The organism is Pseudomonas citronellolis (genome assembly GCF_001586155.1).
GTDB lineage: Bacteria > Pseudomonadota > Gammaproteobacteria > Pseudomonadales > Pseudomonadaceae > Pseudomonas > Pseudomonas citronellolis.
Map to the genome: position 1 here is coordinate 3,710,547 of NZ_CP014158.1, position 12,325 is coordinate 3,722,871.

Below are 12,325 nucleotides of genomic sequence, written 5' to 3' on the forward strand. Positions count from 1 at the left end.
CGCGAGGACTCAACGATGAACAAAGCACTACGAGTGATCGGCGCATTCACCCTGTCCCTGCTGGCCGGCAGCGTGCTGGCCGCGGTGTCCCCGGACGAAGCCGCCAAGCTGGGCGCAAGCCTCACCCCGCTGGGCGCGGAAAAGGCCGGCAACGCCGACGGCAGCATCCCGGCCTGGACCGGCGGCCTGGCGCAGAACGCCGCCGCGGTGGATGCCAAGGGCTTCCCCGGCAACCCCTTCGCCGGCGAGAAGCCGCTGTTCACCATCACCGCGCAGAACGTCGAGCAGTACAAGGCCAAGCTGTCCGAAGGCCAGCTGGCGATGTTCAAGCGCTACCCCGACTACAAGATGAACGTCTACCCGAGCCACCGCAGCACCGTGGTCCCGGACTTCATCTACCAGGCGGCCAAGACCAGCGCGCTGAAGACCAGCCTGGTGCAGGGCGGCAACGGCCTGCAGGGCTTCGCCGACAGCCGCTGGGTGGCCTTCCCGATTCCCAAGGACGGCCTGGAAGTGGTGTGGAACCACATCACCCGCTTCCGCGGCGTGAACATCCTGCGCGCCTCGGTCACCGCCGCGCCGCAGACCAACGGCAGCTTCACCGCCATCCGCTACGAGGAAGACCTGGCGGTGCCCAAGGGCATGGCCGACCTGGATCCCAAGGACGCGGAAAACCTCCTGTACTACTACAAGTCGCGGGTCACCGAGCCGGCACGCCTGGCCGGCAACGTGCTGCTGGTGCACGACTCCCTGGACCAGGTGAAGGAACCGCGCATGGCCTGGCAGTACAACGCCGGCCAGCGCCGCGTGCGCCGCGCCCCGCAGGTGGCCTACGACAGCCCGACCACCGAGGTGGACGGCCTGCGCACCTCCGACGGCCTGGACATGTACAACGGCGCGCCCAACCGCTACGACTGGAAGCTGGTGGGCAAGAAGGAAATCTACATCCCCTACAACAACTACGAGCTGGCCTCGCCCAAGCACAAGTACGACGAGATCCTCAAGGCCGGCCACATCAACCAGGACCTGGCGCGCTACGAGCTGCACCGCGTCTGGGTGGTGGAAGCCAACCTGAAGCAGGGCGAGCGGCACATCTACGCCAAGCGCCGCTTCTACGTCGACGAGGACTCCTGGAGCATCGCCCTGTCCGACCAGTACGACGGCCGCGGCCAGCTGTGGCGCGTAGGCGAGGCCATGCTGACCCAGGACTACAAGCAGCAGGTGCCCTGGTACGCCCTGGAATCCCTGTATGACCTGATCTCCGGCCGTTACGCGGTCAGCGGCATGATGAACCAGGAGAAGAGCTGGATCCGCTTCGGCGAGCCCTCCTCCGCCGCCAAATTCACCCCGGCTGCCCTGCGCAGCGACGGCGTGCGCTGAGCAGCAGCACCTGTGGTTTTGGGCGACCTTCGGGTCGCCATTTTTTTTGTAGCCCGGGCCGAACCGTGGCGCCTCCAGTGCTCTTCGTAGGAGCAACTGTCTTGCCGGCCGCGCCGAGACGCTTTTCGTAGGATGGGTTGAGCCTTGGCGAAACCCATGCGGTTGCGGTGATGGGTATCGCTTCGCTCAACACCATCCTACGAAAGCCATGCTCGCTCATGCGGTAGGAGCGGACCTTGTCCGCGATAGCCGGACGATCCGGCGCGGTTCGCGGATGAGATCCGCTCCTACGCAACCCCACCCACGCCATTCCGTTGTAGGAGCGCGCCCTGCGCGCGAATCGCGGGCAGGGCCCGCTCCTACAGGTCGCCGTGAAGCACGGTATTCCTCCCCCGTAGGAGCGGACCTTGTCCGCGATTAGCCGGAACCTCCGGCGTGGTTCGCGGATGAGATCCGCCCCTACGCAACCCCACCCACGCCATTCCGTTGTAGGAGCGCGCCCTGCGCGCGAATCGCGGGCAGGGCCCGCTCCTACCGCCGTGAAGCACGGTATTCCTCCCTGTAAGCTCGCTCCTACGAAAAGACTCGCGGAAGAGCGCCCTCTCCCCAGCCCTCTCCCGCAAGCGGGAGAGGGGGCCGTTCGGAGCGGTCGGGTGGTTCAGCGTCAGCCGGCGAGTTCGTAGGGCGCATAACCGTTCGCGGTTATCCGCCGCATCTCGGCGCGGGGCGCAGGACAGTCGCACCTACGCCGCCCCACCCACGCCATTCCCCTGTAGGAGCGCGCCCTGCGCGCGAATCGCGGGCAGGGCCCGCTTCTACAGGTCGCCGTGAAGCCCGGCATTCCTCTTTGTAGGAGCGGACTCCGTCCGCGATCCGCCGCGCCGCTAGCGGGCGCGGGTCACTTGCGGCAGCGCGTAGCCGCCATCGAGAATGCTGGCGTCCGGCTGGTACAGGCGCAGCAGCAGGTAGAAGTCGCCCTTGGGCGCCGGTAGCCAGTTGGCCTTGCCTGCGCCGGCCGGCTGGGCGTGCTGGATGGGGATGCTGATCGAGCCGTCCGCCGCGACCTGCAGGCCCGGGGTGTCCGAGCCGACCTTGTAGCGGCCGATGGGGTTGTCCACCAGCATCTTGTCGCCGGCGTTGTAGATCGTCAGCGACCAGAACGCCCCCACCGGCGGCGCCTTGGCGAAGGTCAGGCGGTACGGGTTCTCGCCGTTGAGCGGCTTGCCCTGCTCGTCGGTGAAGCGGATCGGGTAGACCGCCTCCTCCGCCAGGTTGCCGCCCAGGTAGGCGCCGGCCATGACCGAGCGGCCCGGGTAGTCGTAGCCGAACGCCTTGACCAGGGCCACGTTCCAGCCATTGCGCAGCACGGTGGAAGTCATGGTGGCCTTGCCCGCCACCAGTTGGCCATCGGCCAGGGCGCGCTTGAGCCCGCGCAGCTGCTCGGCGGTCAGCTTGCTGCGGTCGAAGCCGTGCTCGGGGGTGAGGCCGATGCGCGCCAGTTGCCCCACCAGCGCCTGGTCCACGGTCTTCATGCGGTTGTGCTGCATGGCGTAGCCCAGGTGGGTGAAGAAGCCCAGCTCGTCGCCATCGATCGACGGCAGCGCCGGCAGGCTTTGCTTCGCCGGCACGTAGCCGGCCTTGCCCAACTGGCTCAGCGGGCGCAGGTCGAACTGCTTCTGCAGCGCCAGCACCGGCGCCAGGTCCTCGCCCTGGCGGATGTGCACGCGGCCCCACAACCAGACCTTGTCGGTGCTCGCCGGCAGCGCCTTGACGCCTGCCGGCAGGCTGCCCTCCCAGCCCGGCGGCACCAGGGCGAAGCGCCCGGCCCGGGTGCCGGTGGCGCGACGGCCGATGTAGTGCTCCAGGTCGTGGTACATGTCGAAGACGTTGATCACGTAGTAGCGGTCGGCGGTGTCCGGCACGCTCAGCACGTAGGGCTCGTCCAGCTTGACCACCGCGCTCATGTACAGGGTGTCGTTGTTGGCGGTGGGCATGTCCTTGTCCGCCGGGGTGGACAGCGCCGTGGCCCAGCCGATCTGGTTCAGCGGCCCGCGGTAGCTGGTCGGCGGCTTGTTCGCCGGCACGTCGATGTACTCGCGCAGGATCCGCTCCAGGCGCACCAGCGGGTAGCCCCAGGTGTAGGCCATCACCCCCAGGTTGTAGGCGTCGATCTCCTGGGCCTGGGCGACCTTCTGCGGCGTCATCACCAGGCTGACCTGCGGGTCGGCATAGCTCGGCGCGGCCAGGCAGTGACCGGCGGCCAGGGCGACGGCCACGCTCAGCGCGGACAGCATCGTGCGTGTGGCTTTCATCATGAATTCCTTGCTCTGGGTTGGAACTGGTGCGGCCCCCGCCCGTGCGTCAGAACGAAGCCAGGGGCACGGAAAGCGTCAGGTAGGCGGCGTGGCCTTCCAGGCGGTTGTAGGTGCCCTGCTCCTTGTAGGCCTTCAGGCGCAGCGACCAGGGCCGCGCGCCGGGAAAGTTCCAGGCCAGGGTCGCGCCCAGGGCCCGGGCGCGGCCCCGGAAAGGCCCGAGACTGGCGCCGCGGCCGCTGTCGCCAGTCAGCTGGCGGTAGTGGTAGCCGACCAGGCCGGCGGAGAAGCGCGGGCCGAAGTGCTGCTCGGCGGCCCACTCCAGGTGCGCCTCGTTGCCGCTGCGGTAGTCGGTGCTGGGATTGGCGGCGTTGATGGTGACGCCGGCGGCGACGGACAGGTCCAGGCCGATGGCCGGGTCGAACCAGGTCAGCGCGGCGAAGGGGTCGGCGCCCCAGTGGTGGAAGGCGAGGTTGGCCAGGGCCTGGTCGTCGTAGTCGCCGGCCGGCACGTTCAGCGACACCCCGCCCTGCCAGTGGAAGTTGCCGCGGTGCCAGCCGAGGAAGGCCGCCAGCACCGGGTCGCCGTAGGTGTAGTTGGAGGCGTGCACGTCGCTGGCGAAGCGCCCGCCCTGGGGCCCGGTCAGCTCGGCATCGACGTCGAGGCCGGGCCCGCCCAGGGGCTGGCTCCAGGACAGCCCCAGGTTGCCGCCGAGCAGTTGCGCGGGCGTGGACCAGAGCAGCGTCGGCATCGCCAGCCAGGTTTCGACCTGGATGCCGGCCACCACCTTGCCGTTGAGGGGGAAGTCCCGGCTCGCCCCGGCGCTGCCGTCGTAGCGGTAGAGGTCGTTCTGCAGGTACAGCCCCGGCGGCGGCAGCACCCCGGCCATGGGGCCGCGGGAACCGAGCAGGTAGAAGCCGGCGCCGTTCTCCACCGCCCAGCCCTGGCCGGCGCCGAACAGCAGGCAGCCGGCCAGCAGGGTGGATTTACAGCGCATGCCAGGCATCCGTCATGGCAGCAGGTGGCTGCCCATCGCCAGGCCGATGGGCGTGGCGCTGGGCGCGGCCGCGGCGGCCGGTTCGTCGAGTCGCTCGAAGTCGGGCATCTTGAACTGCTTGTCGAACAGCGCGTCGGTGCCGCCGTAGAAGCGCAGGGCCGGCAACGGCCGCTTGCCGCCGGTGGGAATCCAGTTGGACTCCAGGCCCTTGGGCGCCTGCGGGCCGACGTAGAGGGTGACGCTGCCGTCGGCGTTCTTCTTCATCTTGTCCAGGCCGTAGGAGTCCAGCGTGGTGCGGTTCTGCCGGGTGTAGATGAAGGCCATGGTGGCGCGGTCGTAGACGGTCAGCGACCAGAACTGCTTCACCGGCATGTCGGCCGGCACCACCAGCCTGTAGCTGGCGCCCGCCTCCAGCGGGCGGCCCTGGCTGTCGGCCATGGCCATCAGGTAGTAGGCCGCCGGCCGCTCGGGCACCTGCCGCGGCACCAGGGTGCACCAGAAGAACGCCAGGGCGCGGCCGTCCACGTCGAGGCGCCCGGGGTAGTCGAAGCCGAAGCCGCGGTTGGCGTCCGGCAGCAGCAGCGGCACGTACTGGCGGTCGGCCCAGTAGTAATAGTCCCGGGGCAGCTGGTCGAAGCGCTGCTGCAGGTAGTACCAGACGTCCACCACGGCCTGGCGCATGGCCCGGCGGGTCTTCTCGTCCGGCTGGTAGGGCTTGCCCTGCTCGATGCCCAGCGAGGCCAGCAGGCCGAGCATGTGCTTGTCCTCGGGCTGCACCGGCTCGTAGGTGACGGTGTCGTGGAGCAGCTGGAAGTAGCGCTCGTCCTGCGGCAGCAGGGACGAATAGCGCTGTTTCACGGGGTCGGCGAAACGCTGCTGCGGCGGCTTGGCCGCCTGCGACAGGTAGTACATCTTCAAGCGCTTGGCATAGGCGTAGGCGTCCGCCGCGCTCTTGCCCGGCGCGCGCACCGAGCGGAAGGCGAAGACGATCCGCCGCGTCGGCGACACCACCTGGCGGTAGCCGGCCGGCACCGTGCCCTTGAAGTCCGGGCCGGTGAGCAGCAGCTTGTCGCCGCGGCCGGCGTCGATGCCGGAGGGGCCGATGTCGGCGATGGTCCGCTGCCAGGCGTCCACCACCTGGCCGTAGAGGCTGCCGTCCGGGCCGGCCGGCGGCACCTCCAGCACCACCGGCTCGCGCTTGAGGTCGGAATAGGCGAAGACGTAGGGCGTGGAGCTGTTGGCGGTCCAGGTCTCGAACTTGGGCGTGGCCGTGCCGGACATGGCGACTATGTCGTTGTCCTTGATGCCGAGCCCGCCGAGGGTGGCCTCCCGCCCGCCCTGGGTCTGCACCCTGGGCAGCGACCAGAGCACCGCCTCGAAGGCGCGCTGGTACTTCACCTGGTAGTCGAAGTCGCTCACCGAGGGCTTTTCCCCCGCGGCGGGTTGCCCGCCCACCGGTTCCGTGGTGACGGACTCGGCCGCCTGGCCCTGCAGGGCCAGGGCCAGCAACAGCGGCATCATCAGAGTTCTACGCGACATGGGTGGCTCCCCTGGAAATGACGGACGGGTCGCCGGCCACGGCCCCAGCCGCGGCCGGCGCGGCTCAGCGGCGCTCGGCCTGCAGCGCCTTGGCGAGGGTCTGGTCGGTGAGCCAGCGCAGCAGCGCGCTGGTCTTGCGCGCCATGCCGCGCAGCAGCCGGGCGCGCAGGCCCGGGGTGATCATGAATTCGCGCTTGCGCAGCCCGGCGAGGATGCCGGCCACGGCCTCCTCCACCGTCAGCACACCGGCGGTGGCGTTGAGCGCCTCGGTGACCTTGCTGCCGTGCTGGCGCTCGTAGCTCAGCAGGGGCGTGGCGATCTCGCCGGGGCACACCACGGAGACGTCGATGCCGCGCGGCTTCTGCTCCAGGCGCAGGACCTCGGCCAGGCCCACCACGCCGAACTTGGAGGCGCAGTAGGCGGCCTGGGTGTAGCCGCCGATGACTCCCGACAGCGAGGCCACCAGCACCAGGTGGCTGCCCCGCTGCATGTAGCGCAGCACGCCGGCGGCGAAGTTGCGGCTGCCGATCAGGTTGATACGCACCACCAGCTCGAAGGTGTCCGCCGGCAGCTCGGTGAACAGCGCGGTGCGCAGGATGCCGGCGGAATTGAAGGCGAAGTCCGGCGCGCCCAACTTGGTTGCGGCGGCATCCACCGCCGCGTCCACCTCGGCGGCGCGGGTGATGTCGACGATGAAGGCCTCGACCTTCTGTTGCGGCTGCCGGCACAGGCCGCGCAGCTCGGCGAGCACGTTCTCGTCCACCCGCAGGTCGAACAGCGCCACGCTGGTGCCCTCGCCCACCAGGGCCTTGGCGATCTGCAGGCCGATGCCGCTGCCGGCGCCGGAAATGAAGGCGACGCGCGGCGTGCCGTGGGTCCACTGACTCATGCCTGGCTCTCCAGTCCTGCTGTTGCACCGGCGGCGCCTGCCGACGCCTGGCGCTGTGTGCGGAAATGCTCGGTCAGCTCCGCCATGGCCGCCTCGAAGCTCACCGGCGGCCGGTAGCCGAGCAGGCGCCGGGCCTTGTCGATGGCGAACTCGTTGGGCCCGCCCATCAGGCGGAAGGTCTGCCGCGTCAGGTGCGGACGCTGCGTCTGCTTGCGCAGATGCCCCCACCACTCCAGGGCGCTGGCCATGAAGCGCGCCAGCCAGTTCGGCAGGCTTTTCGGCGGCGGCGTCTGCGCGGCCTTGGCCAGGGCCTCCAGGTAGGTCTTCCAGGTCACGCCGAAGCCGTCGGCGGCGATGAACACATCGCCGTGCACGTACTCCGAGCGCGCGGCGGCGATCAGCAGCGCCACCAGGTTGTTCACGTGCACCAGCCCGGCGTCCCAGTCGCCGGAGCCCAGCAGGCAGGGCGCGCCTTCGCGCAGCACCTGCACCAGCGAGTTCACCCAGGGCATGCTGCCGACGCCGAAGACGTTGGCCGGCCGCACGATGGTGCCCTTGAGCCCGCGCGCCACGCCCTCGCGGGTGACGCGCTCCTGTTCCTGCTTGCAGAACTCATAGGCCGACGACGGCACGCCGACCGGGCTGCCCTCGCTCAGCCGGCCCTTGGCCAGGGCGCTGGCGAAGGCGCAGACGCTGGTGGTCACCACGAAGTGCGCGTCCCAGCCCAGGGCCAGTTCGATGGCGTGCTCGGTGCCCTTGACGGTCACTTCCACGTGGGACTGGGTGCTGCCCCAGTCGCTGACCACCGCGGCCAGGTGGAAGATGGCGTCCACCGGGCCGATCTGCTCGCGCAGTTCGAGCAGCCGGCGCACGTCGCCGACCACGATGCGGACCCTGTCGCCCCACTCCGCCGGCACGGGTTCGCCGGGCATCATCAGGGCGACCACGGCCACCTGCTCGGCCAGCAGCTGGCGCACCAGGTGGCGGCCGATGAAGCCGCCGGCGCCGGTGACGAATGCGCTCTGCAACCGGCTCATCTCACTCACCGAGCACGATCAGCTTGTCGCAGCTCTTGCCTTCGGCCGCGCACAGCGCGCGGTAGACGGCCAGGGCGGTCTTGGCGTCGAGGATGCGGATGACGTCGCCCTTCTCGTCGATGTCGACGTTGCTGCCGAAGATGGCGAACCAGACGTCGGCGATCTCGCTGGCGTCTTCGGCCACGCACAGGGTGTGCAGCGAATGCGCCGGCTCGTAGAGGTAGGAACCGGCCTTGTTCACCTTGTCCGGGTATTCGCGGTAGAACCACTCGCCCTGCAGGGTGACGGCGAACACCGGGCCGGTGTGGTAGTGGGTGTCGACGCCGAAGCCCGGCTTCATGCGGGTGCGGTTGATCCACAGGTTCTGGTTCAGGTCCACGTGCAGCAGCTGGATGGTGGAACCGTCGGGCAGGGCGACCCAGGGCAGGTCGTCTTCCAGCAGCAGGATCGCTTCGCGGGCGTGGTCACGGGACACCACCGGAGCGTTCTGCATGGCAGCGAAGACTTGCATGGCGGCGGGACTGAGCTGACTCATCGGGGTAGAACTCCAATCTTGTTGTTATGGGCGCGCGCTGGCGCACGGGTATGCCGGGCGACCGCTCGCGGCCGCCCGGCAAGATCATTTCTCGGCGGACTTGGTGATCTGTTCCTTGAGCTGGTCGAAGCTCAGCGACACGCCCTTCTGCGCCGGCGGGAAGTCCTTGAAGGTCTTCAGGTGCGCGACTATGGCGTCGGTCATCCGGTTGAACACGTAGGTCTTCTTCTGCAGCAGGTTGGCGCGCGGGCCGGGCGCCTGGTCGTAGCTCTCGAAGGGGTCCTGGCGGATGTTGAACAACCAGGGCATCTCCAGGGTCTTGGTGCTGCCGTAGTAGCCGTCGCGGGTGTAGAAGTGCGCCTTCCACTGGTCCAGGCGCACGGCCTGCAGGCGGCTCTCGGCGTAGTAGAAGATCTCGTGGCGCGCCGACTGGTCGGTCTTGCCTTCCCAGTAGGCCAGGTTGTCGAGGCCGTCGATGTAGTTCTTCTTCACCACGCCGGTGCCCAGGTCGTCGCCCTTGGCCAGGCGCTCGCGCACGTCGGGCATGCCGGCGGCCGACGCCAGGGTGGTGAACAGGTCCTCGTGGGACTGGATGCCATTGAGCTCCTCGCCCGCCGGGATGTGCCCCGGCCAGCGCACCATCATCGGCACGCGCACGCCGCCTTCCCAAGTGGTCATCTTGGTGCTGCGGTAGGGGCTGGTGCCGCCGAACGGGTAGGTCTCGTGCTCCGGGCCGTTGTCGGTGGAGTAGATGACGATGGTGTTGTCGGCGATGCCCAGGTCGTCGAGCTTCTTCAGCACCGTGCCGACGTCCTCGTCGTGCTGCAGCATGCCGGCGCAGTGTTCGTCCTCGCCGCTGGTGAACTGCTTGCAGCGCTCCAGGTACTGGTTCGGCGTGTGGGTGAAGACGTGCATGCGCGTGGTGTTGATCCAGGCGAAGAACGGCTTCTTCTGCGCCACGGCCTTGTCCATGAACTTGAACGAGGCCTGGATCAGCTCCTGGTCCACGGTTTCCATGCGCTTGCGCGTCAGCGCGCCGGTATCCTCGCAGCGCTGCCTGCCCCACTTGCCGAAGCGCGGGTCCTCGCCGGGCGTCTCGCTGTCGGTGGCATAGCAGTGCAGCACGCCGCGCGGGCCGTAACGCTTCTTGAAGTTGGGGTCGGTCGGGTAGTCGATGTCCTCCGGCTCCTCCTCGGTGTTGAGGTGGTAGAGGTTGCCGAAGAACTCGTCGAAGCCGTGCACCGTCGGCAGGTACTCGTTGCGGTCGCCCAGGTGGTTCTTGCCGAACTGGCCACTGGTGTAGCCCTGGGTCTTGAGCACCTCGGCCAGGGTCACGGTCTGCGGCTTGAGGCCCAGCAGCCCGCCCGGCTGGCTGACGGTGGTCATGCCCGAGCGGATCGGCAGCTGGCCGGTGATGAAGGCGGCGCGCCCGGCGGTGCAGCTGGGCTGGGCGTAGTGGTCGCTGAAGATGGCGCCGGCCTTGGCGATGCTGTCGATGTTCGGCGTGCGATAGCCCATGGCGCCACGGCTGTAGGCGCTGAGGTTCCACATGCCGATGTCGTCACCGAAGATCACCACGATGTTGGGTTTTTCCGCCGCCTGGGCGGCGCCGCCCAATATCGACAGACCAAGGAGCAGCAGCGGCGCGGCTAATGTCGCGGCGAAGCGAGGCAGACAGGTAAGGATCATGTTTCTCGTTCTCGGTTTATCATCAACGGCAGGCGTGTCTGGTCATCGATCGGCAGGGCGAGACAGCACGCTCGAACGGTCACATGAAACGGCAAGAGGACGCTGGCGAACATGCCCGAAGAGGACAAAAACCGAACCAAAGTGGCCACGCCGGTCCAGCCGCGGCACCGCGGCGCCATGGGCCGGGTGCTGGCGCGCTTCCTCAGCGAGCACAGCGAAGCCGAGGAATTCGACCGGACGCAGCTGGAGCAGCTATGGCAACGCGCGGCGCACATCGATCCGGCCGTCGGCCTGCACCTGTTCAGCCATTTCCTGCCCAGGGAGCGTTTCGTGCTGGTGCCCCTGACGCTGTGCTGCGCCAACGTCGGCGAGGCCCTGCGCTACTGGCAGCGCTTCGCCCACCTGGGCTCGGACCTCGATCGCCTGCGCATCGTCGAAGCCGCAGGCGAGGTGGCGCTGGAGGTGCAGATAGAGGCCTCGGAGCGCCTGCGCCGGCACTACAGCGAACATGCCCTGGCCATGACCATGACGCAGATGCGCGAAGGCTGCGTCGAACCCGTGCTGCCGCTACGCGCCGAGTTCGCCTACCCGCGGCCGCCCTACCATGCGCAGTACCGGGAGTGGTTCGGGCCGAACCTGCAGTTCGGTTGCGAACGCACCCGCCTGGTCTTCGACAGTCGCGTGCTGGAGGTGCCGATGCGCGGCCACCACCCGGTGCTGGTGGAGCTGATCGTCAGCGGCCTGGAACAGCGCCTGGCGCGCCTGCAGCAGTTCAGCGGGGCCGCCGCGCGGGTGGCGCGGCACATCCGCGGCGAGCTGGAAAGCGGCGCCGCGCCCAGCCTGGAGAGCGCCGCCGCGGCGCTGCACATGACCCCGCGCACCCTGCGCCGGCGCCTGCTGGAGCAGGACCTGGGCTACCGCCAGGTGCTGGCCGCGGTGCGCACGGAGCTTGAGCAGTACCTGGAGCTGCAGGGCCTGGACCGCGAACGCATCGCCGCCCGCCTCGGCTACGCCGACACCGCCGCCTACCTGCGCGCGCGCAAGCGCTGGCAGGAGTGCCAGGAAGGCTGAAGCCTCATGCCCGGGCCAGCGCCTCCAGCCGGCCCCGGTCGAGCACCACGATGCAGCCGTACTTCTGCTCGATAATGCCGTCCTGGCCCCACTTCTTCAGCAACTGGCTGACCCGCTGGCGGGTGCTGCCCAGCAGCAGCGCCAGGGTCTCCTGGGACAGGCGCAGCTCGATGGCCAGCCCGCCATCGGCGTTGGCCGAGCCGAAGGCCGCGGCCAGCGCCAGCAGGCGGCTGGCCAGGCGCTGTTCCAGCGACTGGGTGGAAAAGGCCTCGAAGCCGACCAGCAACGCGCGCAGCATCGAACTTTGCAGGTGCAGCAAAAAGCGCGCGAAGGCGGGATGCCGGCCGATCAGGCTTTCGACGTCCGCCGGGGTGAGCTGCAGCACCAGGGACGGCATGGCCGCCTGGGCATCATGGATGCGCGGCTGGCCATCGAGCAGCGACACCAGGCCGACCCAGCAGCCCGGCTCGTAGAAGTTCAGCACCGCCTCCAGCCCATCCCGGGAAGTGCCGCTCAGGCGCAGCGAGCCCTCCAGCACTATGTACAGCCCATCGGCCCTGTCGCCACGGCGGAACAGCCGCTGCCCGGCCGCCAGCCGGCGTTGCCGGCCGTGGGCCAGGACCTCGTCGCGCACCTCCGCCGGCAGCAGGGCGAACGAGGGGTTGCCCAGCAGCGTCCGCAGGTGGCTTGCCGATACCTCGGAAGGGGTAGTCATGAGTACTCCTACAGCGTCCTCGCATTGCAAATACCTAACAGTCTCCCGCGGTATCGCGCCGCACTATTTTCCAACGATCGCCGTGGCGCCATGAGCCGCCCGGCGGGCATGCCCTGCCCGCCCCCGCCGCTTGTACTCCGCGAGAGACGCCAGAACAAGAA

10 protein-coding genes are annotated in these 12,325 nt (G+C 68.9%); 2 read left to right on the plus strand and 8 right to left on the minus strand.

Annotated elements, in window-relative coordinates; all coding sequences use genetic code 11:
* Positions 1-15: 15 nt before the first annotated feature.
* Positions 16-1,380: a DUF1329 domain-containing protein gene (locus PcP3B5_RS16055; protein WP_058070913.1), complete on the plus strand. Its 1,365-nt coding sequence runs from the start codon at positions 16-18 to the stop codon at positions 1,378-1,380.
* Positions 1,381-2,264: 884 nt separating this feature from the next.
* Here PcP3B5_RS16055 and PcP3B5_RS16060 read toward each other — a convergent pair.
* From PcP3B5_RS16060 to PcP3B5_RS16090, 7 genes are all read right to left on the minus strand, one after another.
* Positions 2,265-3,692, minus strand: a complete 1,428-nt coding sequence (locus PcP3B5_RS16060; RefSeq protein WP_058070914.1) for a DUF1254 domain-containing protein — start codon at positions 3,690-3,692, stop codon at positions 2,265-2,267.
* Positions 3,693-3,741: 49 nt separating this feature from the next.
* The gene (locus PcP3B5_RS16065) at positions 3,742-4,689 is read right to left on the minus strand and encodes a SphA family protein (RefSeq protein ID WP_058070915.1); all 948 of its coding nucleotides are present in this window, start codon (positions 4,687-4,689) and stop codon (positions 3,742-3,744) included.
* Between the two features lie 12 nt (positions 4,690-4,701).
* Positions 4,702-6,228, minus strand: coding sequence for a DUF1254 domain-containing protein (locus tag PcP3B5_RS16070; RefSeq protein WP_135499929.1), 1,527 nt, complete (start codon positions 6,226-6,228; stop codon positions 4,702-4,704).
* 64 nt (positions 6,229-6,292) lie between these two features.
* The gene (locus PcP3B5_RS16075) at positions 6,293-7,117 is read right to left on the minus strand and encodes an SDR family NAD(P)-dependent oxidoreductase (protein ID WP_058070916.1); all 825 of its coding nucleotides are present in this window, start codon (positions 7,115-7,117) and stop codon (positions 6,293-6,295) included.
* Complete coding sequence (locus PcP3B5_RS16080; protein WP_009622302.1) at positions 7,114-8,154, minus strand: NAD-dependent epimerase/dehydratase family protein; 1,041 nt, start codon at positions 8,152-8,154, stop codon at positions 7,114-7,116. The genes PcP3B5_RS16075 and PcP3B5_RS16080 overlap by 4 nt, the downstream gene beginning before the upstream one ends.
* 1 nt (position 8,155) lies before the next feature.
* On the minus strand, positions 8,156-8,689 hold the full coding sequence (locus PcP3B5_RS16085) for a 2,4'-dihydroxyacetophenone dioxygenase family protein (RefSeq protein WP_009622303.1): 534 nt from the start codon (positions 8,687-8,689) through the stop codon (positions 8,156-8,158).
* 84 nt (positions 8,690-8,773) lie between these two features.
* On the minus strand, positions 8,774-10,378 hold the full coding sequence (locus PcP3B5_RS16090; RefSeq protein WP_082656907.1) for an arylsulfatase: 1,605 nt from the start codon (positions 10,376-10,378) through the stop codon (positions 8,774-8,776).
* 111 nt (positions 10,379-10,489) lie between these two features.
* Here PcP3B5_RS16090 and PcP3B5_RS16095 point away from each other — a divergent pair, with 111 nt between their 5' ends.
* Positions 10,490-11,449, plus strand: coding sequence for an AraC family transcriptional regulator ligand-binding domain-containing protein (locus tag PcP3B5_RS16095; protein WP_061561843.1), 960 nt, complete (start codon positions 10,490-10,492; stop codon positions 11,447-11,449).
* Between the two features lie 4 nt (positions 11,450-11,453).
* On the opposite strand, the gene PcP3B5_RS16100 is transcribed toward PcP3B5_RS16095, so the two are convergent.
* A complete protein-coding gene (locus tag PcP3B5_RS16100) occupies positions 11,454-12,164 on the minus strand; it encodes a Crp/Fnr family transcriptional regulator (protein ID WP_061561844.1) in 711 nt (236 codons plus the stop codon).
* Between the last annotated feature and the right edge of the window lie 161 nt (positions 12,165-12,325).